This is a genomic window from Pseudomonas sp. SMV7, from assembly GCF_052041995.1.
Taxonomy (GTDB): Bacteria; Pseudomonadota; Gammaproteobacteria; order Pseudomonadales; family Pseudomonadaceae; genus Aquipseudomonas.
Genome location: NZ_JBKGGT010000008.1, coordinates 96,096 through 122,171, shown reverse-complemented (window position 1 = coordinate 122,171; position 26,076 = coordinate 96,096). Strand labels below are relative to the sequence as shown.

General features: G+C 65.8%; 22 protein-coding genes. 7 read left to right on the top strand and 15 right to left on the bottom strand.

Features of this window, described 5'->3' with window-relative positions; all coding sequences use genetic code 11:
• Window positions 1–46: 46 nt before the first annotated feature.
• The 6 genes from ACLEJP_RS12365 to ACLEJP_RS12340 all read right to left on the bottom strand — a co-directional run bounded on the left by ACLEJP_RS12365 (window position 47) and on the right by ACLEJP_RS12340 (window position 5,401).
• The gene (locus tag ACLEJP_RS12365; RefSeq protein WP_013973449.1) at window positions 47–1,489 is read right to left on the bottom strand and encodes an aminotransferase-like domain-containing protein; all 1,443 of its coding nucleotides are present in this window, start codon (window positions 1,487–1,489) and stop codon (window positions 47–49) included.
• Between the two features lie 163 nt (window positions 1,490–1,652).
• Window positions 1,653–2,465: an OmpA family protein gene (locus ACLEJP_RS12360; protein ID WP_440806758.1), complete on the bottom strand. Its 813-nt coding sequence runs from the start codon at window positions 2,463–2,465 to the stop codon at window positions 1,653–1,655.
• A complete protein-coding gene (locus ACLEJP_RS12355; protein ID WP_170030864.1) occupies window positions 2,462–2,815 on the bottom strand; it encodes a DUF4398 domain-containing protein in 354 nt (117 codons plus the stop codon). Before ACLEJP_RS12355 ends, ACLEJP_RS12360 begins: the two co-directional genes overlap by 4 nt.
• Window positions 2,816–2,824: 9 nt before the next feature.
• On the bottom strand, window positions 2,825–3,646 hold the full coding sequence (locus ACLEJP_RS12350) for a substrate-binding periplasmic protein (protein WP_440806755.1): 822 nt from the start codon (window positions 3,644–3,646) through the stop codon (window positions 2,825–2,827).
• 75 nt (window positions 3,647–3,721) lie between these two features.
• The gene (locus tag ACLEJP_RS12345) at window positions 3,722–4,651 is read right to left on the bottom strand and encodes an electron transfer flavoprotein subunit alpha/FixB family protein (RefSeq protein WP_289135907.1); all 930 of its coding nucleotides are present in this window, start codon (window positions 4,649–4,651) and stop codon (window positions 3,722–3,724) included.
• Window positions 4,652–5,401 carry an electron transfer flavoprotein subunit beta/FixA family protein gene (locus tag ACLEJP_RS12340; RefSeq protein ID WP_440806752.1) on the bottom strand — a complete coding sequence of 250 codons (750 nt, stop codon included), beginning with the start codon at window positions 5,399–5,401 and terminating at the stop codon, window positions 4,652–4,654.
• 537 nt (window positions 5,402–5,938) lie between these two features.
• Here ACLEJP_RS12340 and ACLEJP_RS12335 point away from each other — a divergent pair.
• The gene (locus ACLEJP_RS12335; protein WP_440806750.1) at window positions 5,939–7,621 is read left to right on the top strand and encodes an electron transfer flavoprotein-ubiquinone oxidoreductase; all 1,683 of its coding nucleotides are present in this window, start codon (window positions 5,939–5,941) and stop codon (window positions 7,619–7,621) included.
• A 90-nt stretch (window positions 7,622–7,711) separates the two neighbouring features.
• Here the strand turns inward: ACLEJP_RS12335 and ACLEJP_RS12330 are convergent, their stop codons facing one another.
• From ACLEJP_RS12330 to ACLEJP_RS12320, 3 genes are all read right to left on the bottom strand, one after another.
• Window positions 7,712–9,034, bottom strand: a complete 1,323-nt coding sequence (locus tag ACLEJP_RS12330; RefSeq protein ID WP_440806747.1) for an MFS transporter — start codon at window positions 9,032–9,034, stop codon at window positions 7,712–7,714.
• Between the two features lie 71 nt (window positions 9,035–9,105).
• Window positions 9,106–9,585 carry a histidine kinase gene (locus ACLEJP_RS12325; protein WP_289135901.1) on the bottom strand — a complete coding sequence of 160 codons (480 nt, stop codon included), beginning with the start codon at window positions 9,583–9,585 and terminating at the stop codon, window positions 9,106–9,108.
• A 170-nt stretch (window positions 9,586–9,755) separates the two neighbouring features.
• Window positions 9,756–10,232, bottom strand: a complete 477-nt coding sequence (locus ACLEJP_RS12320; RefSeq protein ID WP_440806746.1) for a sigma-70 family RNA polymerase sigma factor — start codon at window positions 10,230–10,232, stop codon at window positions 9,756–9,758.
• A gap of 235 nt (window positions 10,233–10,467) precedes the next feature.
• On the opposite strand from ACLEJP_RS12320, the gene ACLEJP_RS12315 reads away from it, so the two are divergent.
• From ACLEJP_RS12315 to ACLEJP_RS12305, 3 genes are read left to right on the top strand one after another with little or no spacing between them, the layout of a single operon-like run.
• Complete coding sequence (locus ACLEJP_RS12315; protein WP_440806744.1) at window positions 10,468–11,640, top strand: efflux RND transporter periplasmic adaptor subunit; 1,173 nt, start codon at window positions 10,468–10,470, stop codon at window positions 11,638–11,640.
• Window positions 11,641–13,605 carry a MacB family efflux pump subunit gene (locus tag ACLEJP_RS12310; protein ID WP_440806742.1) on the top strand — a complete coding sequence of 655 codons (1,965 nt, stop codon included), beginning with the start codon at window positions 11,641–11,643 and terminating at the stop codon, window positions 13,603–13,605.
• A gap of 3 nt (window positions 13,606–13,608) precedes the next feature.
• Window positions 13,609–15,012 carry an efflux transporter outer membrane subunit gene (locus tag ACLEJP_RS12305; RefSeq protein ID WP_440806740.1) on the top strand — a complete coding sequence of 468 codons (1,404 nt, stop codon included), beginning with the start codon at window positions 13,609–13,611 and terminating at the stop codon, window positions 15,010–15,012.
• Between the two features lie 18 nt (window positions 15,013–15,030).
• Here ACLEJP_RS12305 and pvdP read toward each other — a convergent pair whose 3' ends face one another.
• A complete protein-coding gene (gene pvdP, locus ACLEJP_RS12300) occupies window positions 15,031–16,641 on the bottom strand; it encodes a pyoverdine maturation tyrosinase PvdP (RefSeq protein WP_440806738.1) in 1,611 nt (536 codons plus the stop codon).
• Between the two features lie 186 nt (window positions 16,642–16,827).
• Between pvdP and pvdM the strand changes: the two genes are divergently transcribed.
• Window positions 16,828–18,174 carry a pyoverdine-tailoring dipeptidase-like protein PvdM gene (gene pvdM, locus ACLEJP_RS12295; RefSeq protein WP_440806736.1) on the top strand — a complete coding sequence of 449 codons (1,347 nt, stop codon included), beginning with the start codon at window positions 16,828–16,830 and terminating at the stop codon, window positions 18,172–18,174.
• A gap of 16 nt (window positions 18,175–18,190) precedes the next feature.
• The gene (gene pvdN / locus ACLEJP_RS12290; protein WP_440806734.1) at window positions 18,191–19,483 is read left to right on the top strand and encodes a pyoverdine-tailoring periplasmic protein PvdN; all 1,293 of its coding nucleotides are present in this window, start codon (window positions 18,191–18,193) and stop codon (window positions 19,481–19,483) included.
• A gap of 38 nt (window positions 19,484–19,521) precedes the next feature.
• Here pvdN and ACLEJP_RS12285 read toward each other — a convergent pair whose 3' ends face one another.
• Window positions 19,522–20,490, bottom strand: a complete 969-nt coding sequence (locus ACLEJP_RS12285; protein ID WP_440806732.1) for an alpha/beta hydrolase — start codon at window positions 20,488–20,490, stop codon at window positions 19,522–19,524.
• 138 nt (window positions 20,491–20,628) lie between these two features.
• Between ACLEJP_RS12285 and ACLEJP_RS12280 the strand changes: the two genes are divergently transcribed.
• Complete coding sequence (locus ACLEJP_RS12280; protein ID WP_440806729.1) at window positions 20,629–21,750, top strand: cupin-like domain-containing protein; 1,122 nt, start codon at window positions 20,629–20,631, stop codon at window positions 21,748–21,750.
• Window positions 21,751–21,788: 38 nt separating this feature from the next.
• Here the strand turns inward: ACLEJP_RS12280 and ACLEJP_RS12275 are convergent, their stop codons facing one another.
• The 4 genes from ACLEJP_RS12275 to ACLEJP_RS12260 all read right to left on the bottom strand — a co-directional run bounded on the left by ACLEJP_RS12275 (window position 21,789) and on the right by ACLEJP_RS12260 (window position 25,974).
• Entirely contained in the window at window positions 21,789–23,180 is a 1,392-nt protein-coding gene (locus ACLEJP_RS12275) for an aspartate aminotransferase family protein (RefSeq protein WP_440806727.1), read from the bottom strand.
• A 115-nt stretch (window positions 23,181–23,295) separates the two neighbouring features.
• On the bottom strand, window positions 23,296–24,618 hold the full coding sequence (locus tag ACLEJP_RS12270; protein WP_440806726.1) for an ATP-binding protein: 1,323 nt from the start codon (window positions 24,616–24,618) through the stop codon (window positions 23,296–23,298).
• A complete protein-coding gene (locus tag ACLEJP_RS12265) occupies window positions 24,615–25,298 on the bottom strand; it encodes a response regulator (protein WP_440806724.1) in 684 nt (227 codons plus the stop codon). Before ACLEJP_RS12265 ends, ACLEJP_RS12270 begins: the two co-directional genes overlap by 4 nt.
• Window positions 25,299–25,410: 112 nt before the next feature.
• Window positions 25,411–25,974 carry a nucleotidyltransferase family protein gene (locus ACLEJP_RS12260; protein WP_440806723.1) on the bottom strand — a complete coding sequence of 188 codons (564 nt, stop codon included), beginning with the start codon at window positions 25,972–25,974 and terminating at the stop codon, window positions 25,411–25,413.
• Window positions 25,975–26,076: the final 102 nt, after the last annotated feature.

The following is a 26,076-nucleotide window of genomic DNA, read 5'->3' as shown; positions in this document are numbered from 1 at the left end:
GCAGTAAAAGTGCGTATGCTCCCTGTTCCGCAGGCGCGTGGCAAGCCTACAAAAACGCGGCCGCCGGCTCCCGGCATAATTGCTGGGCCAGCAACCCGAGGGTAATCACCGCGCGCTCGGCCTCCTTGTTCCACGGAATCCCGCAGTTGAGGCGGATGCAGTGGTTGAACTGCTCGGTATTACTGAAGATCAGCCCCGGCGCAATGCTGATGCCCTGCTCCAGCGCACGCACATGCAGCTCCTGGGTATTGACCCGCCCCGGCAAGCTCACCCACAGGATGAACCCGCCGGTCGGCCGGGTCATCTGGGTGCCCTCGGGGAAATGTTGCTGCACCGCCAGCTGGTAGGCACTGAGGTTCTTGCGGTACTCCTGGCGAATGTAACGCAAGTGCCGGTCGTAGCCGCCATTCTCCAGATAAGCTGCCACCCCCATCTGCGTCACACTGCATGCCGAGTGGGTGGTGAAGGTTTGCAGGCGCTGGATCTCGTCCTGGTAGCGCCCGGCGATCATCCAGCCCACGCGCACGCCGGGGGACAGGGTCTTGGAAAAGCTCGAGCAGTAGATCACCCGGTCCAGCCGGTCGAACGCCTTCAGCGCCTTGGTCTTGCCCTGTTCGAACATCAACTCGCCGTAGATATCGTCCTCGACGATCTGGATATCGAAATCCGACGCCAGGCGCAGCAACTGCTTCTGCCGCTCTTCCGGCACCGTGCCGCCCAGTGGATTGCTCAGCCGCGCAGTCAGCACCAGGGCCTTGATCGACCACTGGTTGGCGGCCAGCTGCAACGCCTCGAGACTGATGCCGGTGGACGGGTCGCTGGGGATCTCGATCACCTTCAGGCCCAACAGGTCAGCCAGTTGCAGCAGGCCGTAATAGGTAGGCGACTCGGCAGCGATCAGGTCGCCGGGGCGGGTCAGCACGCGCAACGACATCTGCAGCGCATCGACACAACCATGGGTCACGATCACTTCACGCGGGTCGACCAGCACGCCGGCATCGCGCATGCGGATGGCGATCTGCCGGCGCAACGGTTCGAAACCGGGGCTGAACATGTAGCTGAAGGCCCGCGGGCTATGGAAGCGCGTCACCTTGGCGATTTGCTGGTGCAGGGCGCGGACCGGCAGGTAATCGACGTGCGGCACCGCGGCGCCGAACGGGAACACACCGTCGCGGCGCGCCTCGGTGAGCACCTGCTGGATGATGCTGGCGCGGGTCACCAGGCCGGGGCGCTCCACCCGGGCAATATCCGGCGTCTGCGCGGTGAGGGCCGGGGTCTGGTGCACATAGTAGCCGGACTGCGGCCGCGCACGGATCAACCCCTGGTCTTCGAGGTTGGCATAGGCCTGCAGCACCGTGGCATGGCTGACGTTGAGCTGGGCACTCATCTTGCGCACGGACGGTACGCGCTCGCCTGGCTGGTAGACACCGCGACGGATGTCATCGGCCAGTTGCTGGGCGATACGCTGGTACAACAGCAGGTTGGTCATGGCGGGATCTCGACGCGCGGACGGACTCGTTGTTCTTGTGTCGCTCACTCAGGGTAGAGAATACCGTAACAGTTGCAAAGTGTACGGGGACAGATTGCAGGATAGTCAACAATACAGTTGCGTGAAAAGCAGCGAGGACCGCAAAGCGGTCCTCGCACAAGGGTCAGCGCGCCGGCGCGAGCCTGCCCTTGTCATCGGAGAATACGATCTCCACCCGGCGGTTCTGCGCCCTGCCCCGCTCCGAGGCATTGGCCTCGATCGGGTACTGGTCGCCATACCCTTCGACCTGCAGGCGCTTCTCGTCGATGCCCAGGTCGACCAGCATGTCCGCCACGGCCTGCGCCCGGTCACGCGATAGCTTGAGGTTGTCCTCGGCAGTGCCGGTACTGTCGGTATAACCTTCGATCCGTACCACCCGGCGCGGGTTGAGCTGGAGGAACTGCACCAGCTTGAGCACGGTGCGGCTGGCCGAGTTCTTCAGGTCGGCACGGCCGGTATCGAACAGCACGTCACCCAAGGTCATTACCAGACCGCGATCAGTCTGCTCCGAGGCCAGCGCAGCGATCTGCGACTCGATCCACTTGCCCTGCTGCTGGACACTGGCCAGCTTAGCCTCGCGCAAGGCCAGCTGCAGGCGCTGGCGCTCCAGGTCGAGCTTGGCCTGGCGCTCCTGGTTCAGCGCCAGCCGGGCGTGCTCGCTGGCGATCTCGCTGTAGCGCTGGCTGAGGTAGGCGTAATGGCGCACGTCGGCACCCGTGCCGATGTAGCTGGACAGGCGCTCGGCGCGGGCCAGCGACTCGCCTGCGCGAATCACGTCACGCGGGGCACTGCGCAGCACATCGGAGTTGTCCTTGACCTTCTGGAAGGCGGCGCTCGCCTCATCCAGTGCTGCACTGCTGCGCTGGCTGGCGCAACCCTGCAAACCTGCCGCCAGCGCCAGTACGGCCAGCGCGGCCAATGGTGCACGGCGAATCATGGTTGCACCTCCAGCTGCTTGCGCAGGCGCTTGACCCGCGACTGCAGCAGCTGTAGCTGCTCTTCGCTCTTCTGGTTCAATACCTGGGCTTCGGCCAGGCGCGCATCCAGCTCGGCCTGCTCGGCGCGCATGCGCGCATCGCGGTAGTCTTCGGTGAGCATGTTGGTCTTGGCCCGGGCCAACTTGTCTTCGGCCAGCTTGAGCGCTTCGACCTGCTCGGTGGCACCGACGGCCTTGGCCTGCTCCAGCGCCTGCTCGGAGATACGCATCTGCTCGACAGGGGCCGGATCGTTGGCGCAGCCAGCCAGGCCGAGCACGGCCAAGGCAAGGATTAGTGGTTGGGTTCTCACGCAATCTTCCTAGTGTTTGGGGGCGTCCGACGGCACTTGCAGCTGGGCTTTCCAGCGCTCGACATTGCGCTGCAGCACGGCCTCGGACGCACCGGAGATCGGCAATTCTGTCAGTTTTTTTGCCAATTGCCCACGCAACCAGCTGTCATTGCAGGCTGAATTATGCGACACGGCCAGGTACAGCCCTGGCCGGTCCACCGGCAGGCCGCGGGCAATCAGCTGGTTGCTCATGCCCAGGCTCTGCACCATCGCCATGCCCGCATAGCGGCCCGCCAGCACATAGTCGACCTGGCCAAGCACCAGCTTCTGGAATGCCTGGGTCAGGTTCTGCGCCGGCGTCAGCTTCAGCTGCGCCTTGACGAAAGCGCTGAAGGCCGGCGTCAGCCGTGCATGCTCGGACACACTGCCTTGGTAACTGGCCAGGTCCGCCGGGCCATCGAAAGCCAGCTCGGCATCGTGGCGGGTCCACACCAGGTACTCGTTGAGCTGCAGGGGTGGGTGAATGTAGTCGAGCGCGGTCAGCTGCTCCACCTGCATGGGTGTGTCGAGCAACAGGTCCATGCGCCCGCTGCGGACTCCCTCCAACGCCTGGTCACGACGCCCGGCGCTGAGCACCTCTACCTTCAACCCCAGCTCGCCAGCCACCTGACGCAGCAGGTCGACGTTGGCACCGATCAGGTGTTTCGGGTCGTTCGGGTCTTGCCATGAGTACGGCGGCGCATCGGGGCTGCCAGTGGCCACCAGGCGTTCGCACTTGCCTGCCGCCATGGCCAGCGGCGACACCAACACCGCCATGCATGCCAGCAACCTGCCCGTTCCGCGCAACGTCATCCCTCACTCCTCAGCCCATAAAAAAACCCGACCCTCGAAACGAGGGCCGGGTTCTTTATAAGTGAAGCAGGCGGATCAGACCAGCTTTTCCAGCTCTGGCACCGCTTCGAACAGGTCGGCGACCAGGCCGTAGTCAGCCACCTGGAAGATCGGCGCTTCTTCATCCTTGTTGATCGCCACGATCACCTTGGAGTCCTTCATGCCGGCCAGGTGCTGGATCGCGCCGGAGATACCGACGGCGATGTACAGCTGCGGCGCAACGATCTTGCCGGTCTGGCCGACCTGCATGTCGTTGGGTACGAAGCCCGCATCGACCGCGGCGCGCGAAGCACCGACGGCAGCGCCGAGCTTGTCGGCCAGGCTGTACAGGTGCTTGAAGTTGTCACCATTGCCCATGCCACGGCCGCCGGAGACGACGATCTTGGCAGCGGTCAGTTCCGGGCGGTCGGATTTGGCCAGCTCTTCGCCCACGAAGGCCGAGATGCCGGCGTTGTGCGCAGCGCCCACGGCCTCGATGGCAGCCGAACCACCTTCGCCTGCCACGGCGTCGAAGCCGGTGGTACGCACGGTGATGACCTTGATGGCCGCGCTCGACTGCACGGTGGCAATGGCGTTACCGGCATAGATCGGGCGCTTGAAGGTATCGGCGGACTCAACCGAGATGATCTCGGAGATCTGGTCCACGTCGAGCAGCGCGGCAACGCGCGGCAGGATGTTCTTGCCGTTGGTGGTGGCCGGGGCCAGCACGTGGCTGTAGCCCTTGGCCAGTTCGACGATCAGCGGCGCGACGTTTTCCGGCAGGACGTGTGCATAGGCTGCGTTGTCGGCAACCAGCACCTTGGCCACGCCAGCGATCTTCGCGGCAGATTCAGCAACGCCGCCCACGTTCTGGCCGGCGACCAGCACATGCACATCACCGCCGATCTTGGCGGCAGCAGCAACAGTGTTCAGGGTGGCCGGGGCTACGGCACCGTTCTCGTATTCAGCGACAACCAGGATAGTCATTTAGATTACCTTCGCTTCGTTCTTCAGCTTCTCGACCAGTTCGGCCACCGATTTGACCTTGATGCCTGCGCTGCGGGCAGCCGGGGCTTCAACCTTCAGGGTCTTGTTGGTGGAGGCGAGGGAAACGCCCAGCGCGTCTGGAGTGACGGTCTCCAGCGGCTTCTTCTTGGCCTTCATGATGTTCGGCAGCGACGCGTAGCGTGGCTCGTTCAGGCGCAGGTCGGTGGTGACGATGGCTGGCAGGTTCAAGGCCACGGTCTGCAGGCCGCCGTCGATTTCACGGGTGACGTTCAGCTTGTCGCCAGTCACTTCCACCTTGGAGGCGAAGGTGCCCTGGGCAAAGCCGGTCAACGCGGCCAGCATCTGGCCGGTCTGGTTGTTGTCGCTGTCGATGGCCTGTTTGCCAAGGATGACCAGTTGCGGCTGCTCCTTGTCGACAACGGCCTTCAGCGCCTTGGCCACGGCCAGGGAGTTCAGTTCGTCAGCGGCTTCCACCAGGATCGCGCGGTCGGCGCCCAGGGCCAGGGCGGTACGCAGTTGTTCCTGGGCAGTGGCCGGGCCGACGGAGACGACGACGATCTCGGTCGCAACGCCCTTTTCCTTCAGGCGCACGGCTTCTTCCACGGCGATTTCGCAGAAGGGGTTCATGGACATCTTGACGTTAGCAAGGTCGACGCCGGAGTTGTCCGCCTTGACGCGAACCTTGACGTTGTAGTCGACCACTCGTTTGACAGCTACAAGAACCTTCATGGATTCCTCGTTACTCTCCGGTGAATAGATAGTCGCCTGGGGCCATGCCCGGCGATGCGCGTGGGTACAAGGGCACCTCCAAAAACGTACCGGGAGGCAGTAACTTCACAGTGACCGAACAGTCTTGTCCGGACGCTTGCGTCAAATACTCACGGGTCATTTTCTGTCGTGGCGTGTAAACTCCACTACAAACCGGCCCAGGGCCGCAAAACCCTGCTCCACACCTGGTCTTTAGAGGTGTACCTGCGCCCGGCTGCAAGCCTACGGCGAACGTAAAACCGCTCGTATCTTGACCGTAACACCCAATCCGGTCAATACGGCAAATCGGTCACCCTCCAGCCGCGCTCCAGTGATTTTACTGGCCTGCGGCAAATTCAAACAAACGTTTGTATTGGACCCGCCAAGTGGTGTAGATATAATGCGCGGCCAAGACAAAACGGTGTAGTCCGTCATTTGCCCAGCTACAGCTCCGCCGCTGCATAGAACCGCGGCGAATGCCCCGCGCACCCATAAGACCAAGCAACAGCACGAGCCTTGATGAGTAGGAGAGAACCAGTGGAACGCGAATACATGGAATTCGACGTGGTCATCGTCGGCGCCGGCCCGGCAGGCCTGTCCGCCGCCTGCCGCCTGAAGCAGAAGGCCGCCGAAGCCGGTAGCGAAATCAGCGTCTGCGTGGTGGAAAAGGGCTCTGAAGTCGGCGCCCACATCCTCTCCGGTGCGGTGTTCGAACCGCGTGCCCTGAACGAGCTGTTCCCCGACTGGAAAGCCCTTGGCGCGCCACTGAACACCGAAGTGAAACGCGACGACATCTACGTGCTCAAGGATGCCGGCAGCGCGACCAAGGTGCCTGACCTGTTCGTGCCCAAGACCATGCACAACCATGGCAACTACATCATCTCGCTGGGCAACCTGTGCCGCTGGCTGGCCCAGCAGGCCGAGAACCTCGGCGTGGAAATCTACCCGGGCTTCGCCGCCCAGGAAGCGCTGTTCGATGACAACGGCGTGGTCCGCGGCATCGTTACCGGTGACCTCGGCGTGGACCGCGAAGGCAACCCGAAGGACGGCCTGTATACCCCGGGCATGGAATTGCGCGCCAAATACACCCTGTTCGCCGAAGGCTGCCGTGGCCATATCGGCAAGCAGCTGATCAAGCGTTTCAACCTCGACAGCGAAGCCGATGTTCAGCACTACGGCATCGGTCTGAAGGAAATCTGGGAAATCGACCCGGCCAGGCACGAACAGGGCCTGGTGGTGCACACCGCCGGCTGGCCGCTGGATGTGATGGCCAAGGACAACACCGGTGGTTCGTTCCTGTATCACCTGGAAAACAACCAGGTGGTCGTCGGCCTGATCGTCGACCTGTCCTACGCCAACCCGTACCTGTCGCCGTTCGACGAATTCCAGCGCCTGAAGCACCACCCGGTGATCAGCCAGTACCTCGAAGGCGGCAAGCGGATCAGCTACGGCGCCCGCGCGATTGCCAAAGGTGGCTTGAACTCGCTGCCGAAAATGGTGTTCGATGGCGGTGCGCTGATCGGATGTGACCTGGGCACCTTGAACTTCTCCAAGATCAAGGGCAGCCACACCGCGATGAAGTCCGGCATGCTGGCGGCCGAAGCGGTCGCCGACGCGCTGGCCGCCGGCAGCGAAGGCGGCGACAAGCTGAACGGCTACGTCAGCGCCTTCAAGGCCAGCTGGTTGTACGAAGAACTGTTCGCCAGCCGCAACTTCGGCGCGGCCATCCACAAGTTCGGCCCGATCCTCGGTGGTGCGTTCAACTATGTCGACCAGAACTGGTTCGGTGGCAAGCTGCCGTTCACCCTGCACGACACCAAGCCGGACTACGCCTGCCTGAAGCTGGCGGCCGACTCGCAGAAGATCGACTACCCGAAACCGGACGGCAAGCTCAGCTTCGACAAGCTCAGCTCGGTATTCCTCTCCAGCACCAACCATGAAGAGGAACAACCTTGCCACCTGAAGCTGACCGACCCGAACATCCCGATCGCCAGCAACCTGCCGCTGTACGACGAACCGGCGCAGCGCTATTGCCCGGCGGGCGTGTACGAAGTGGTGAGCCAGGAAGACGGCAGCAAGCGCTTCCAGATCAACGCACAGAACTGCGTGCACTGCAAGACCTGTGACATCAAGGACCCGGCCCAGAACATCACCTGGGTCACCCCCGAAGGCGCGGGCGGGCCGAACTACCCGAACATGTAAGCCCCTGCCCTTGCGGTAAGGAAAAGCCCCCGGTTCTCACGAGCCGGGGGCTTTTCTGTTTTACCTGTTGCCTGGCGGTACTGGCCGCGCCTACAAGCACCGCGTCGGCAGCAAGTCGGGCTCGCTCATCGGCAACGGCTCACGACGCCCGAAACAGAGCGCCGTCAACAACCCCACCGCGCCCATGATCAGGCAGAACCCGGCACACACCCACGGGCTCCATGGCATCAATGCGATCAGCGCCAGCGGTGTAGTGCTGGCCCACAGGGCGTAGGCCACGTTGTAGGTGAAGGAAATACCCGACACACGGATCTCGGCCGGGAACAACCCGACCATTACCGACGGCACCACCCCCACCACGCCACAGCACAGGCCGGCCAGTGCATAGGCCAGCCAGGTCATGCCCCACTGCCCTACCAGGCTGGTGTACAACACGCCGATGCCCAGCGGCAGCAGCAGGCTGTAGAGCATCAACGCGCGCCAGGCGCCGACGCGGTCGACCAGCAGGCCGGCCAGCACGCAGCCGATATTGAGAAACACGATACCCACGCTGCTCAGGGCAAAAGTGTGCCCGGCCGTCATGCCGAAGCGCTGTTGCATCACCGTCGGGGTAATCACCACCAGCACCACCACGGCGCTGGTCAGCACACAGGTCAGCAGCACCGCCGGGATCAACGCCCGCCGGTGTTCGCCCAACACCTGCCGCAGCGGGAAGCGCACCGGCTGCTGCTGGCGCGCACGCAAGGCCAGGAACACCGGGGTTTCGCTGAGCCAGCGGCGCAGCCATACGCCCACCACGCCAAACACCCCGCCCAGCAGGAACGGGTAGCGCCAGGCATGGTCGAGGATCTCCTGCGTAGTGAACAGCTGCGCCAGCAAGGTCGCAGTCAGCGCCCCCAGCAGGTAGCCGAAGGTCAGCCCCGCCTGCAGGAAGCCCAGGGCGTATCCGCGCCGTCCGGCCGGCGCATGCTCGGCGACGAAGGTCCAGGCGCTGGGCACTTCGCCGCCCACCGCCGCGCCCTGCAGAATGCGCAGGGCCAGCAGGATCAGCGGCGCCGCATAGCCGATGTCGGCGTAGGTCGGCATCACCCCGATCAACAGGCACGGCAGGGCCATCATCAGGATGCTCAGGCTGAACACCCGCTTGCGCCCCAGGTGGTCGGCGAAGTGCGCCATCAGGATGCCGCCCAGCGGTCGCGCCAGGTAGCCAGTGACGAAAATCCCGAAGCTTTGCAGCAGGCGCAGCCATTCGGGCATCTCGGGCGGGAAGAACAGCTGGCTGAGGGTGAGCGCAAAGAACACGAAGATGATGAAATCGTAGATTTCCAGCGCGCCGCCCAGCGCCGCCAGGCCCAGGGTCCGGTGGTCGCCGCGGCTGAACCGGGACGGGCGAGCGGTATCGTTGGCAGTCATGGCAGGGTCCGCAAATCGGCAAAGGCCGAAAGGATAGCAAATAGCGCCCCCCTTGCCCCGCCTGCGGCGTGCTAGCGGTTGAATACCGTGTGGGCGAAGTTGGCGCGCGCCACTGGCCGTGCCGGTGCCGCGGGCAGCGTGCCCGGCAGTGGCAGCTTGCCGACCTGCAGCGGTGTATCAATGATCGCCATGAACGCCTGCAGCGCCTCATTGTCAGGCACCTGCGGCAGGCTCAGGCTGACCGCCTGGCGCTCGGCCTGGGGCACCGAAGGTACTTTCACCTGGGTGGAGTGATAAAGCAGGGCATGCTGGATCTGGGTACTGACACGGCAGAAGCGCTCCAGGTCGACCCCGGCATGGCTGGCCAGCTCGATATTGCCCAGCAGCAGGTGGAACGGCTGCAAGGCACACAGCACCAGGCGCTGCAGCTCCTCGAAGCTGTCCACGGGTGCAATCCGGTAATAGCCCAGGCCATTGAGCAGCCGTTCCAGCTGGAGGCGCTGGCACGGGTGTGCATCGGCGATAAGGATGCGCAAGGTCTTGTTTGCCATGGGTCGGGCCTAGGCAGTGGGGTGATGGGTACGCTCCATGACCGTACTGCGCCAGTGACGGCTACTGCCTGGTCGAGGCCTGGCAGGGGTCTACCTTGATAGAAGTCGGGAAAGACGCAGAAATCAAGTGCCTGGGCGAGGGAATTTGCCGGCGCCTGGCGGGCCGGTTATCAGCATTCCCACTCGCGCATGCGCACCCGGCAGTGCTTCATGGCGTTGACGATGTGTTTTTCCACCAGGCTGCGGGAAATACCCAGGTGGTCGGCAATCTGCTGGTGCGACAAGCCATCGAGCTTGCGCAGCAAAAAGCAGTCACGGCAAACCTTGCCCAGCTCATCCAGGGCACGCTGCATCAGCGCCAGGCGCTGGTCGAGCTGCATGGCGTGGGCCGGCGCCGGGGTGTGCCAACGCTCGTCGCTGTCCAGCACCTCCAGCGGCTCGGCCTGACGTACCAGGTGGCGCCGGTGGCGGTCGACCACAAGGTTGAGCGCGGTGCGGTACAGGAAGGCACGCGGGTGCTCGATGCGTTCGCCATCGGTGCGCTCCAGCACCCGCAGGTAAGCGTCGTGCGCCACGTCTTCCGCGGCCTGGCGACTGCCCAGGCGCGCGGAAAGGAAGCCCACCAGTTCGCGATAGTAATGTTCCACGACGTTACCTGAGATCGTCCTGCCAGCCTGCCCAGAAAGCCCTTTCAGGCAGCGCGCGGGACCGAGTGATGTCAGCCTGCGATCTTACAAATTATAATGATTCTCAGCAACACGGTATGGCTGTAGAGCTGCAGCGCCTGTCAGATCTCTGTAGCCGCGCCAGTCCCACGCGATAACCGCTAAATCCCCTTCTGCCGCTTTCGTCTATCTGGCACCCACTCGGCTGGAAGTGTGCATGAGACCTTTACCCAACACCCGTCGCCGGGCCCTGCTCGTCGGCCTGGGTCTGCTCGGCCTGGGCGGCCTGCTGGCCTGGACCACCCCGCCCTACGCTGCACCACCGCCTAGTACGGTCGCCGTGACCCGCGCCGACATCGAAAGCAGCGTCACCGCACTCGGCACCCTGCAGCCAAGACGCTACGTGGATGTCGGTGCCCAGGCGTCCGGGCAGATCCACACCCTGCATGTCGAAGTCGGCGACACCGTACGCAAAGGCCAGCTGCTGGTCGAGATCGACCCCTCGACCCAGCAGGCCCGGCTGGATGCCGGCCGCTACTCGATCGACAACCTCAAGGCCCAGCTTGCCGAACAACGCGCGCAGTTCCAACTGGCCCGGCAGCAGCTCAAGCGCCAACGTGACCTGGCCGCTGCCGGCGCCACCCGCGACGAGGATGTGCAAACCGCCACTGCCCAGCTCAACGTCACCCAGGCACGCATCGACATGTTCCAGGCGCAGATCCGCCAGGCCCAGGCCAGCTTGCGCAGCGACGAGGCCGAGCTGGGCTACACCCGCATCTATGCGCCGATGGACGGTACCGTGGTAGCGGTGGACGCGCGCGAGGGGCAGACCCTCAACGCCCAACAGCAAACCCCGTTGATCCTGCGCATCGCCAGGCTCTCGCCAATGACAGTATGGGCGCAGGTATCGGAAGCCGACATCGGCAAGGTCAAGCCCGGCATGACCGCCTACTTCACCACGCTGGCCGGTGGCAAGCGCCGCTGGACCAGCACCGTGCGCCAGGTGCTGCCGGTGCCACCCAAACCACTGGAGCAAGCCAGCCAGGGCGGCGGCAGCCCGGCCAGCGTCAGCAACGGCAGCGCTGGCAACCAGGTGGTGCAGTACAGCGTGCTGCTGGATGTCGACAACCCGGACGGTGCGCTGATGGCCGAGATGACCACCCAGGTGTTCTTCGTCGCTGGCAAGGCCAGCCAGGTGCTGACCGTGCCTCGGGCTGCGCTGGACGACGCGGATGGCCTGCACTTGGCGCGTGTGCTGACCCGCGACGGCAAAGTCGAACAACGCCAGGTTCGCACCGGCCTCAGTGACCGCCTGCGGGTGCAGGTAGTCGACGGCCTCAATGAAGGCGAACGCCTGGTCATCGGCGCCCCGGGCGTCAGCGGAGGCTGAATGAGCACACCCCTGATCGAACTGGTCGACATCCGTAAATCCTTTGGCGGCGTTGGCTCCCCCAAGGTCGATATCCTGCATGGCATCAGCCTGCGCATCCACCCCGGCGAGTTCGTCGCCATCGTCGGCGCGTCCGGTTCAGGCAAGTCGACGCTGATGAACATCCTCGGCTGCCTCGACCGCCCTACCTCCGGCAGCTACCGCTTCGCCGGCAAGGACGTGGCCGAGCTGGGCAGTGACGAGCTGGCCTGGCTGCGCCGCGAGGCGTTTGGCTTCGTGTTCCAGGGCTACCACCTGATCCCCTCCGGCTCGGCTCGGGAAAACGTCGAAATGCCGGCCATCTATGCCGGCATCGCTGCCAGTGAACGCCACGCCCGCGCCAGCGCCCTGCTCGGCCGCCTGGGCCTGGCCAGCCGTACCGACAACCGCCCGCAGCAGTTGTCCGGCGGCCAGCAGCAGCGGGTATCGATCGCCCGGGCCTTGATGAACGGCGGCCATATCATCCTTGCCGACGAACCCACCGGCGCGCTCGACAGCCACAGCGGCAGCGAGGTGATGGCGTTGCTCGACGAGCTGGCCAGGCAGGGCCACGTGATCATCCTGATCACCCATGACCGCAACGTGGCAGCGCGGGCGCAGCGGGTGATCGAGATTCGCGACGGTGTGGTCATCAGCGATTCGGCCACCGGGCAGCCCCCGGTCGACCCTGGACGAGGGCTGCAGGCGGACCAGTTGCGTCAGCACCTGGACCACGGCGCGGCCTTGCGCGGGGCATGGAAAGGCGAACTGCGCGAAGCCCTGCAGGCCGCCTGGCGGGTGATGTGGGTCAACCGCTTCCGCACCGCCCTGACCCTGCTGGGCATCGTCATCGGTGTTGCCTCGGTGGTCGTGATGCTGGCCGTGGGCGAAGGCAGCAAACGCCAGGTCATGGCGCAGATGGCCGCCTTCGGCTCGAACATCCTCTACCTCAATGGCAAGCCGGCGAGCCTGGGCGAACAGGCCGGCACCATCACCCTCGACGATGTTGCCGCCATCGGCCAGTTGCCGCAGGTCCGGCACGTGATGCCGGTGCTCGGGGAAAAGATGATGGTGCGTTACGGCAACCACAGCCAGCGGTTCTATGTGGGCGGCAACAACACCCGCTTCCCCGAGATTTTCAACTGGCCGGCGGTGCACGGCAGCTTCTACAGCGAAACCGATGAAGCCAGCGCCGCGGCAGTGGCGGTGATCGGTCAGAAAGTGCGGGAACAGATGCTCGACCCAGGGCGCGACCCGCTGGGGCAATACCTGCTGATCGGCAATGTACCGTTCCAGGTGGTCGGTATCCTGGCCGGCAAAGGTGCCAGCTCCGGCGACCAGGATAGCGACGGGCGCATCGTGGTGCCCTACTCCGCGGCGGCCATCCGCCTGTTCGGCCAGCGCGACCCGGACTACATCGCCGTCGCCGCGCTCGACTCCACGCGGGTCGACGAGGCCGAAGCGGCCATCGACCAGTTGCTGCGCCAGCGTCACAACGGGCGCCGGGACTTCGAGCTGACCAACGATGCCGCGCTGATCCAGGCCGAAGCGCGCACGCAGAACAGCCTGTCGCTGATGCTGGGGGCGATTGCTGCGATTTCGCTGCTGGTCGGCGGCATCGGGGTGATGAACATCATGCTGATGACCGTGCGCGAGCGTACCCGCGAAATCGGTATCCGCATGGCTACCGGCGCCCGCCAGCGCGACATCCTGCGGCAATTTCTCAGCGAGGCGGTGATGCTGTCGATGGTCGGCGGCCTGGCCGGCATCGTCCTGGCCCTGGCCATCGGCGCCGGCCTGATGCTGGCCGAGGTAGCGGTGGCCTTCGCCTTACCGGCCATGCTCGGCGCCTTCGCCTGCGCCGTGGTTACCGGCATCGTGTTCGGCTTCATGCCAGCGCGCAAGGCCGCCCGCCTCGATCCGGTCAAAGCCCTTACCAGTGAATAAGCCATGACTCTGCCCAGCCGCATCAGCCTGCTGACCCTGTGCGTCAGCCTGGCCGCCTGCACCACGCCGTCCACACCCGCCAACGGCATTGCCGCGCCGCTCGCCTGGCAGGGCGCAGCCGCATCAGCGCCGGCACAACGGCCGACGACACGATGGTGGCATGCCTTCGCCAGCCGCGAACTGGACCGCCTGGTGCAGCATGCCCTGCACAATGCCCACGACCTGGCCGCCGCCACGGCGCGGGTGCGCCAGGCCCGGGCCCGCGCCGTCATCGCTGGCGCGCCCTTGCTGCCGGAGCTGAAGCTGGGCCTGGACGGCAGCCGCCAACGCCTGCTGCACGGCGAGGGCAACGACCAGCTTGATGTCAGCCGCAACGAACCGACCAGCACCTCGTTCGACGTGCAGCTCAGCGCCAGCTACGAACTCGACTTCTGGGGCGGCCTGCGGGCGACGCGCGAAAATGCCCTGCACAGCCTCGATGCCAGCCGTTTCGACCGTCAAACTGTCGAGCTGACCCTGGTCAGTGCCGTGGCCGACAGTTATCTGCAGGGGCTGGCCCTGGAAGAACAATTGCGTATCGCCCGCTTGAACCTGCGCAATGCCGAGGACGTGCTGGGCCTGGTCGAAGCGCGCCAGCGCAACGGGGCCGCCACGCGTCTGGAGCTGGCCCAGCAGCGTAGCCTGGTGGCCGCGCAGCAACGTCAGTTGCCGTTGCTGGAACAGCAGTGGCAAGACAGCCGGGTCACCCTGGCGACCCTGCTCGGTGAACCGGTGCAGTCGCTGCCGAGCAGCCAGGAAGCGATCGCCAGCCTGCAGTGGCCTGCCATCGGCAGCGGCGTGCCCAGCGAACTGCTTACTCGGCGACCGGACATTGCCGCTGCCGAAGCGCGTCTGGCCGCTGCCAGCGCCAATGTGCAGGTCGCCCGCGCGGCCATGCTGCCCAAGCTCACCCTCGGCGCCAACCTGGGGGCGGGCGCCGATACGTTCGCCCACCTGTTCGACAGCGCCTACTACACCCTCAGCAGCGGCCTGGTCGCGCCGGTGTTCAACCATGGCCGGCTGCGTGCCGCACGTGAGCTGGCCGAAGCCGAACAGGCAGAATTGCTGGAAACCTACCGCAGCAGCATCCTGGCCGCTTTTGCCGATGTCGAGAAGGCGCTCAATGCGATCGCTGGCGTGGATCGCCAGCGCCAGTGGCAGGATGAAGAGGTGCAGCAGGCACGGCTGGCCTTCGAGCTGGCGCAACGGCGCTATGGCGCAGGCGCGGAGACCTTGTTGAGCGTGCTGGAAACCCAGCGCACCTGGTATGTGGCGCAAGACCAGCAGGCGCAACTGCGCCTCGCCCGGTTGCAGGGCAGCGTGGCGTTGTACAAGGCCTTGGGTGGAGGCTGGGGCGCCAACCCGTAGGGCTGGCACAGGCAGCGGCTAGCTCCGCACCTTCAGGTTGCGGGCATACCACGGTCGCTGCGGCACCTTGGGCTGCAACTTGTCGAACAGGCCGTCATCACTGTAGATGATGCGCAATGCCAGCTTCATCGTTTCCGGGTCCATCTCCACACTGCGCCCAGGCCGCAGCCCCGGCACCGTCGAGCAGCCATGGGTATCCGGCCCCAGCCATGGGTCCGCCACGTCCACCCAACGCCCCGGGGCGAACCACGGCACACCGTTGACCTGCAGGCGCCGCACCTCGCCGGGGTGCAGCCGTTCGTGGGCATGGAACCAATCCTCGATGCGGTCGTCGATCCAGCCATGAAAGCGCCAGAACACCGGGTTCACATGGGAGGAGAACGGGTCGCCAAGGAAATCGTTCTGCGCAGCGAACCAACGCTCGGCAAAATCATCCGGCGTGCGCGCCGTGGGCACAGGCATGCCATTGGCGGGGTCCCGCGGCACCGATGCCCAGCGCATGTGCAACCAGTCGTGCAGGCCCAGCTCCAGTTCCGAGCCGAACTGCGCCAGGGTCACCGTGCTCAGGTACTCCGGGTCGGTATAGCGCGACTCCCAGACCTGGAAATTGCCGTGGAAGGTGTCCGCCGCCTTGATGTCGCGCACCCACTGGCTGTACGCCGCGTCACCGCTGGCCAGCCAGGTCGGCGGCAGGGCATTGCCGTCATGGTTGTCGAAGTAACGGGCGAAGCCGACGCGGTCGCGCTCCAGTTCCGGCTGCGGCAGCGGGAAGCGCGGCCAGGAAGGCAGGTCTTGCAAGGCACGGGCGCTGCCCAGCATATGCCGGTGCATGAACAGGAAGTCCTCGCCCGAGCCATTGCGGTCCTTGTGCCGCCCCCGCGCATCGCGCTCGCGGTCACGCGGCCCAGGTTGCCAGCCCAGGCCACGCAGGGCCGCCTGCTTGTCCTTGGCCAGCTTGTGCCATTTATCCCGCGCGGCGTGCCACAGCTGGTGGAACAGGCGATGTTCCGGAGCGACCAGCCAGGCCAGCAGTTGCGGGTTCAGCGGGGTCCGTTCGCGGGCCTCCGGGAAGGTGCGCTTCAAGGCCACGAACTGGTTATCCTGCAGCGGCAACGACAACGCCCGGTCGAGGCAGGCAATGCGCCCATTGAGGGTGGCCGGCCCGGCGTTGCCGAAGCGGCCCCATACCTCGTCGAGCACGACATGGCATTCATAGCGCGCCTGCGATGAAAACAGCCGCCAGCGCAAGCTGCCCGGCTTGTCCGCCAGCAAGTCGCCGACCACGCGGTAACGCGGTTCCGCCTCCGCACGCAGGCGCTCGGGGGTATCCAGATAACCGCGCAGGGCGCGGCCATTGCCTGCAACGTCAAGAAACAGCTCCAGGTCACCTGCCGGCAAGCCCTGCAAACCCGCCTCCTCGCCCAGCAGGGTCAAGCGCCAGACCCCGCGCAGGGTATCGCCCAACTGCTGCAGGCCGGTATCGGCCAACTCGACGACGGCCTCGCCAGGCGTCTCCGGAAATTCCTCGGCGGCACGCTGCCGCTGCTGATACAGCGCACCCACCGCAGCGGGCACCACCACGCCCGTCAATGCCACACCGGCGATGAAACCGCGTCGCGAAATCGTCATTGCATACCTGTGCATTCATTGCGGCCATGGAGCACGGCCCGTCCAAGGCTAGAACGTGGCATGGGCGGCGAAATTTAACCGTGCATGGCCAAAGCCCGCGGCTAAATTTCTGCGCTGCAGGCTCGTCCACTGCAGGTAACGGCGGCTCTGTGCCCATCCCTCGACGGTGAACCTACTGAGACCAAGATGACGACTTCACGCTGGAACAAAGCCCTGTTTATCAGCCTGGCCACTGCGCTTGGCGCTGGCGCCGGGTTTGCTGCCTGGCACTATTTCGCCACGCCCGCGGGCTATTCCAGAGAGGTGACCCGCCAGGCCAACGACCTGCAGGAACGCATCCTCTCGTTCGACAGCCATGTGACCCTGCCGCTGACCTTCGGCACCGAAGGCAGCGAGGCGGACAAGGACGGCGCTGGCCGCTTCGACCTGGCCAAGGCTGCACGCGGGCGTCTGTCCGGCGCCGCCCTGAGCATATTCGCCTGGCCCGAATCGTGGACCGGCGACACTGCCCCGCACCGCCCTACCCCGGGCTTCGTCGAAGCCGCCCGGCATACCCAGGAGGTGCGCTACAACGCCATCAGCGCCATGGTCCGCGACTTCCCGCAACAGGTTGGCATCGCCTACACCCCGCAAGATTTTCGCCGCCTGCACGGCGAGGGCAAGTTCGCGGTGCTGCTCAGCATGCTCAACGCCTACGCCCTGGGCGACGACATCGACCAGCTCGACCGCTGGGCCGCACGCGGGGTGCGCATGTTCGGCTTCAGCTATGTGGGCAACAACAGCTGGGCCGACTCGTCGCGCCCGCTGCCGTTCTTCAATGACACTGCCGATGCCCTGGGCGGCCTGTCACCACTCGGCAAGCGCGCCGTGCAACGGCTGAATGACCTGGGCGTGATCATCGATGTGTCGCAGATGTCCAGCAAGGCGCTGGCCCAGGCCGTCGCCCTCAGCCGCGCCCCTGTGGTGGCGTCGCATTCGGCGCCACGGGCCATGGTCGACATCAGGCGCAACCTCTCCGACAAGGAACTGCAACTGATCAAGGACAGCGGCGGTGTAGTCCAGCTGGTGGCCTTCTCTACCTACCTCAAGCCGCTGAGCAGCAAGACCCAGGGCAAACTCAACGCATTGCGCGCACGCTACGCCCTGCCGCCACTGGCCGATCTCAACTACGCACTGATGCCGGGTGACCCGGTAATCGCCGGCTGGCCCGAGCAGAAGGTCGGCCAGTATGCCAACGAGCTGTACGGCATCCTTGAAGAAGAACCCCCGGCCACCCTCAAGGACTACGGCGATGCCATCGACTACACGGTGCGCAAGGTCGGCATCGACCATGTCGGCCTCAGCTCGGACTTCAACGAAGGCGGCGGCATCGACGGCTGGCAGAACGCCAGCGAGGCACGCAACGTCACCGCCGAACTGATCAGCCGCGGTTACTCCGAAGCGGATATTGCCAAGCTCTGGGGCGGCAATTTCCTGCGCGTGTGGGAGCAGGTGCAACGTGCCGCACAACCTGTCGCCTCTTTATCCCCCTGATCTTGCGAGCCACGTGATGAACGACCGTCGCACCTTCCTCAAACAGGCCGGCCTGCTGGCTGCCGCCTTGCCACTGACAGGCCCCGGCCCGCTGCTGGCAACTGCCCACGCAGCGCCTGGCCCAGCGGCCAGTGGCACCGACTGGGCTGCATTTCGCAGCCTGTTCGAGCTGGACCCTGCGTATGCCCACTTCGCCAACTTCTTGATCACCTCGCACCCACGCCCGGTACGCGATGCCATCGAGGCACTGCGCGCCCGCTTCGACCATCACCCGGCGCGCCTGGTCGACTGGGACAGCCAGTCGGAGTGGAAGCATGAAGCCGCCGTACGTGAATGGGCGGCCCGCTACCTTGAGGTGACACCCCGCCAGATTGCCCTGACCGGCAGCACCACGGAAGGCCTCGGGCTGATCTATGGCGGGCTGAAGATCGCCCCGGGGCAGGAAGTACTCACCACCGTGCATGAGCATTCGGCCGCCCGTCATACCCTGGGTTTTCGTACCACGCGCGACGGCACCCCGGTGCGCCGCTTGCGCCTGTTCGACGACCCCGCCAAGGTCAGCAGCGACCAGGTACTGACCACCATCGCTGCCGCCATCGGCCCGCAGACCCGGGTCCTGGGCATGACCTGGGTGCACTCGGGCAGTGGCGTGAAACTGCCGGTGGGCGAGATCGGTGCACTGGTCCGCGAGGTCAACCGCCAGCGTGACGAGCACGACCGGATCATCTACGTGATCGACGGTGTACATGGCTTTGGCGTCGAAGACATGCGCTTTGCCGACCTGAACTGCGATTATTTCATTGCCGGGACCCACAAGTGGCTGTTCGGACCCCGCGGTACCGGGATCATCTGCGCGGCCTCCCCCGGGCTGGAGCAACTGACCCCGACCATTGCCACCTTTTCCGAGAACGAAGACTTCGCCACCGTGATGACGCCGGGTGGCTACCACGCGTTCGAGCACCGCTGGGCGTTGGGCAAGGCGTTCGAATTGCACCTGCAACTGGGCAAGGCGGCCGTGCAGGCGCGTATTCACGAGCTGAACGACTACCTCAGGCAACGGCTTGAGGCACTGCCGGCTATCGAACTGGTGACCCCGCGCAGCGCACGGTATTCGGCGGGGTTCACCTTCTTCAGGGTCAAGGGCCAGGATGCCGACGAGGTCGCCCGGCATCTGAATAGCCAGCGCATCGTGGTCGATGCCGTGTCGCGGGATGTGGGGCCGGTGGTACGGACGGCGCCGGGGTTGTTGAATACCGAGGCGGAGATCGAGCGGTTGGTAAATGTGTTGGGGCGACGCGTTCACGGGTGACGCCCTGGGGGCGCAACGCGCGCCCCGGCTATCTTGCGTCAGCCCTGCGCCCCGATCCCCTGCAACCACCCCCCGACATCCCGATAAATGTCCGCTACCTGCCCCACGATTCCCGACATGCGCAAAAAGTCATGGGTCAGGCCCTCCACCCGCGCGAAGCGCACCGGCGTGCCGCCCGCCAGCAGCCAGTCCCGATAAGCGATCCCTTCATCGTGCAACGGGTCGTACTCGGCCACGAACAGATACGCCGGCGCCAGCGCTTGTCGCAACGTCGAGCGCAACGGCGACACCCGCCAGTCCAGGCGTTGCTCGGGCTGCGGCGCATAGTGCTGGTAGAACCACTCCAGGGTGGGCGTCTCCAGCAGGTAGCCCTCGGCGTGCTGGCGATGCGATGCACGCTGGCAGGCAATGTCGGTCACCGGGTAGAACAGCAACTGCGCCAGCGGCTGGAATGCCAGGGCCTCGGGCTGCTGCACCGACATGATGGCCATGACCGCAGCCAGGCTGGCCCCGACACTGTCTCCCGCCAGCACTATCCGGCGGTTGTCCAGCCCCAGCGACGCGGCCTGTTCGGCCAGCCAGTTGGCGGCGTCCAGCACGTCGTGCAGCGCCACCGGGAACTGCTGCTGCGGCGCCAGGCGGTAGTCTGCGGCCAGCACCGCGAACTCGCCCAGCGTCGCCAGACGGCGGCACACCGAATCATGCGAGTCGAGGCTGCCGACGACGTAGCCGCCACCGTGCAGGTACAGGATCACCGGTTGCAAGGCGGTGCCGGCCCGGCCCTGACGGTACAGACGGGCAGCCAGGCGAGAACCGTCGCGCACGCTGAACTGCAGCTCGCTGACCGTCACATGGCCCGGCGGGCTGGGGTCGAGCACCTGTGAGCTGCTTTCGAACTCGGCGCGGGCCTGGGCCACGTCCATCGCGTGCATGGGCAGGCTCCTGCCCGTCAGCCGGCCAAACTCGACCAGTTCCAGAAAAGCCGCCAGATCGGGATGCAGTGCCATGTGGGTTCCTTGGGTGAAGTGACTCGGGCTCCCGTACGGGACGTAGCTGCACGCCGGAAAATTACCCGTCCGGATGGCTAAATCGCTGGCGCAGGCACTCGTCATCCTTGCACAACGAAAGACCGCCAGAGGCACACCGTGGACCTTCAGAGCATTCTCAGCAAACTGTTCGCCAACGCCCATGCCGTCGGCATCGAAGGCGTCTTCCAGTTCGTCTTCGGCGAAGACCAGGCCTTCTGGTCGGAAGTGCGCGACAGCAGCCGCACCGGTGCCGGCCGCCACGGCGCCGCGGACGTCACCATCGAGGTGGCCGAGCGCGACTTCCTCGCCATCATGGGCGGCACCGCCAACGTCGAGGAGCTGTTCGCCAGTGCGCGCCTGAAGATCACCGGCAACATGGGCCTGGCCACTCTGCTACCGCAGATCATCAGCAACGCCCGCCGCGGGGCGACGCCGACCAAGGTATCGATGAACCAGCGCTACCCGACACCGGCACGCTTCAGCGAACGGGTCTCGGCCGCCCAACCGGTGCAGCGCGAAGTGCCACGCATTGCCCGCGCCGACATGCCCGTGGCGCGCTTCCACAACGACTACCTGGTGCATGGCACCCCGCTGGTGATCAGCGATGCCCTGCAGGACTGGCCACTGTTCAGCATGGGCCGTGAAGCCTCGCTGGAACATTTCGCCGAACTGCAGGGCATTACCCGCCACGGCGACTACGTGCAGAAGACGTTTTCCACCGACCGCGACTTCCGCTCCACGTCCATGGCCGAGTTCATCGCCTCGCTGGACACCCCGGCCAGGCCTGGTGAAACCCCGGCCTACATGGGCAACAACATCGTGCCGGAAAAGTTGCTGAAGCTGATCCGCTACCCGCAGTATTTCGCCCGTGACAAGTTCATTGCGCCGCGTATCTGGATCGGCCCCAAGGGCACCCTGACACCGTTGCACCGCGACGATACCGACAACCTGTTTGCCCAGGTCTGGGGGCAGAAGTCGTTCATTCTGGCTGCGCCGCACCATCGCCCGGCGCTGGGGACCTGGTCGACCAGCCCCAAGGGCGGCCTGGACGGCTGCGACTTCAACCCCGACGCGCCGGATTACCAACGCTTCCCGGCGGCGCGCGAGGTGCCGTTCCTGCGTGTGGTGCTACAAGCCGGTGACCTGCTGTTCCTGCCCGAGGGCTGGTTCCATCAGGTAGAGTCGGTATCTACCTCGTTGTCGGTGAATTTCTGGGTAGATTCCGGGCGCGGCTGGTAGCCGGGATTGCCGGGGGCATCCTGCGCCCCCGGCACGATTCAGACAGCAGCAACCAGCGCCTCGGCAAAGCGCTGTGCCACTTCATCGATCTGCTCAGCGCTGATGATCAACGGCGGCAGGAAACGCACCACCGCGCCATGCCGCCCGCCCAGTTCCAGGATCAGCCCGCGCTTGAGGCACTCGCGTTGCAGCTTGGCCGCCAGCTCACGGTTGGCCTGCGGCTGGCCCAGGGCATCGCGCTGCCCTTGGCCACCTACCAGTTCCACCCCGATCATCAACCCGCGCCCGCGGATGTCGCCCAGTTCCGGATAATCCCGCTGCAACTGCTGCAGGTGCTGGCGCAGGCGCTGGCCCATGGCCTCGGCATGCTCGGCCAGGCGCTGTTCGACCAGGTAACCGATCACCGCCGAGCCCGCCGCCATGGCCATCTGGTTGCCACGGAAGGTGCCGGCGTGGGCACCCGGCTTCCACGTGTCCAGCCAGTCGCGGTACACCACCACCGCCAGGGGCAGGCTGCCACCAATGGCTTTGGACAGGGTGACCACATCCGGCAAGATGCCGGCGTGCTCGAAGGCGAACATGCGCCCGGTGCGGGCAAAGCCGCTCTGGATCTCGTCGACGATCAGCGCCACGCCAGCCTGCTCGGTGATCCGGCGCACGCCCCGCAGCCACTCGACATCGGCCGGGATGACCCCGCCCTCGCCCTGGACCACCTCGAGGATCACCGCGGCGGGCAGGGGCACGCCGCTTTCCGGGTCGAGCAACAGGTTTTCCAGGTAATGCAGGTTGGCCTTGACCCCGGCTGCGCCGCCCAGACCGAACGGGCAGCGGTAGTCATAGGGGTACGGCATGAACTGCACGCCGTTGCCAAGCAAGGCGCCCAGTGGCTGCTTCGGCCCATGGCTGCCCATCAGGCTCAGCGCGCCCTGGCTCATGCCGTGGTAGGCGCCCTGGAAAGCCAGCACGGTGCTCCGCCCGGTGGCACTGCGCACCAGTTTCAGCGCCGCTTCCACCGCATCGGTGCCGGTCGGGCCGCAGAACTGCACCTTGGCCTCACGACGCAGTGCCTCGGGCAGGACGCCGAACAGGTCCTGGACAAAGCGGTCCTTGACCGGCGTGGTCAGGTCCAGGGTGTGCAGGGGCAGCTCATCGGCCAGGACCCGCTGGATCGCCTCGACCACCACCGGGTGGTTATGGCCCAGCGCCAGGGTCCCGGCCCCAGCCAGGCAATCGATGAACTGGCGGCCTTCGACGTCTTCGACATGAATGCCACTGGCGCGCTTGAGCGCCAGCGGGATGCGCCGCGGGTAGCTGCGGGCATTGGACTCCTGTTGCTGCTGGCGCTGCAGCAGCGGCGAATCGGTGAACGCATACAACGGGCGCGGCGCGCCCGCCGGTGGGACCTGGGCAAGGCTGGAAGCGGTGGACATGGCGTGGTTCCTCGCAAGCAAGCGAATGAGCGGGTGTCGCTTGGGAAACGCTTGAATGCGGGGCGGATTTAGCGGTATCGCTTCTTTATCTCGCCTGTGTCGGCACAGGGCAGCGTCAACTGGCCGGACGCGCCGGCACCTGCAACAAGACCCGCAAGCCATCACTACGGCTGTCGAACTTCAGGCTGCCGGCACAGCGCTGCACGATCGCCTGCACGATCGCCAAGCCCAACCCGCACCCGCCACTTTGCCCATTACGCCAGAAGCGTTCGGTCAAATGCTCCAGGTCTGCCTCGGCAATCCCCGGCCCATGGTCGCGCACCATGAAACCTACCTGCCCGTCGCTCATCTGCAGCTCCAGTTCCACCGCCTGATCGCCACCATGGCGCAAGGCGTTGTCCAGCAGGTTGCGCAACGCCGCCACCGCCAGGGGCGCCGGCATGCCCAGGTAGACCTGCGTGGCTTCTTCCGGCAAACGCAACACGATCCGCCGGTTGTCGCCACCACCGGCGTCCTGCACCGCCTGCCGGGCCACCTGCTCGGCGCTGCACTGCACGCCATCATCGAACGACAGGCTGCCTTCCACGCGCGCCAGCATCAGCAACTGCTCCAGCGTGCGATGCATGCGGTCGGTGCCCTGCTCGGCATGCGCCAGCGCCTGCTCGCGCACCGCCCCCTCGGTCATGCGGGCTACCTGCAGGTGGGTCTTGATTGCCGTCAGCGGGCTGCGCAGTTCATGCGCGGCATCGTCGGTCAGGCGCCGCTCGCGCTCGATGGTCTGGGCAATGCGCAGGAACAGCTGGTTCTGGGTTTCCAGCAGCGGCTGCAGTTCGCTGGGCATGCCCGCCACCTGCAGCGGCTCGACACTGTCCGCACGCCGGCGGCGCAGCGCGTCGCGCATGCGGTTGAGCGGCTCCAGGCCCTTGCCCAGGCCGATCCACAACAGCCCCAGGCTGCCAAGCAGGGCCATCAGTACCGGCGCCGACGCCGCCAGCAGGATCGACTGGTTCAGCGCCTCGCGCTCCAGGTGCCGGTCGGCGGTGGTGATACGGACGTCGCCATGGTTGTAGGTGAAGGTGCGCCACAACGCGTCGTCGATGGTCTGGTCACGGAAACCACTGCGTTCGTCGTCCATGGCGCCATCGTGCTTGTGGTTGCTGGCGAGGATCTCGCCACGCAACGAGCTGACCTGACAGGCCATGCCGTCCGGCACGCTGAACTGGTCGGCGGAAAAGTGCGCCTCCTCGCCCTTGGCGGTCAACGGCTGCGGCAACTGGTCGATCAGGCCGGCGACCATACGCGCCGAGGCCACCAGGCGCTGGTCGAGGGAGAACATCATCTGCTGGCGCAGGTCGCGCAGCATCCACGCGGCAGCCAGCACCCAGATGATCACGAAGGCGCTGCCCAGGATCAGGCTCAGGCGTACCCGCAGGCTCATGATGCGGCCTCTTCCGGCGCCTGCGCCGGGCCCAGGCGGTAGCCGAGGCCGCGCACGGTCTCGACAATGCCATTGCCCAGCTTGCGCCGCAGGTGGTGGATATGCACGTTGAGGGCGTTGCTCTCCACCTCGTCGCTGAAGCCGTACACGCAATCCTTGAGCTGTTCGCTGGACAGCACTCGCCCAGGGTTCTGCAGCAGCGCCTGGAGCAGCGCCTGCTCACGCCGCGACAGGTCGACCGGCTGCCCGCCAAGGGTGGCCGAGCAGGTACTCGGGTCGTAGCGCAGCGGGCCGTGCTCGATCACGTTCACCGCACGCCCGGCCACGCGTCGCAGCAGGGTGTGCAGGCGCGCAGCCAGTTCGCGCAGGTCGAAGGGCTTGAGCAGGTAATCGTCGGCCCCGGCCTGCAGGCCATCGACCCGGTCGGTGACCGCGTCCCGCGCGGTGAGCACCAGCACCGGCAGCGTCTCGCCCTGCTGGCGCAAACGGCGCAGCAGCTTGAGGCCGTCTTCGTCAGGCAGGCCGAGGTCGAGGATCATCACGTCGAACTGCGCCGCCTGCAGCATCGCCCGCGCAGCGGCGGCGTTGCCCACCCGGTCCACGGTCAGGCCCTGGGCGGTAAGGCCGGCGCAGATGCCGGCGGCGATCAGGTCGTCGTCCTCGCAGAGCAGAACGTGCATGGTTGGGCTCCCGGAGTGATGTGGCTGACATTGCACCTTGGGCGGATTAAGGGGGGATTATGAACCCTTTCCGAAGGGCTGAGGATGCCGCGTTTTGGCAAACGCTCCGGGCCTAGATCACACCCTGCGGCGTATCCACATCCAGCAACACCCCGGCATCCGCCACCTCAACCACCGTCCAGCAGCCTTGATGCGCCCGCACCACCGCCCGCGCTCCTTCATCCCCGCGCAACCGCGCCAACGCCGGCCAGAAATCGCGCCCGAAGATCACCGGGTGCCCGTACTGCCCGGCATGACGCGGCAACACGATGGTCGAAGCGCTGGCCGCCTCGGCCAGCCGACACAAGGTTGCCGGTTCGATCCAAGGCATATCACCCAGCAGAATGGCCACCGCCTGCGCCTGGCTGTCGCGCAACGAGCCGGCACCGGCAGCCAGGCTGTGCCCCATGCCGGCGGCAGCCTCGGGGCTGGCGACGATGCGGCAATCTCCAGGCAGGCCGAAATCCTCGCCCCGCTCGCCTGCGCGTAACACCACGCGAACGTCAGCGAAGGCTGCCCGAGCCCGCTCCACGCTATGCGCCAGCAGGCTGCGACCATCGGCCAGGGCCACTCGGCGCTTGTCGGCGCCAAAACGCCTGGCGCTGCCTGCCGCCAGCACCAGCGCGACCACACTCACAACCGCACCTGGCGTCTGGGCGACGAAGCCGCGGCGGCCATCGCAGCGCGCTCGGACGTTTCGCTGGCTATTGTCTCAGGCATGGGCAACTCGTAATGGCCG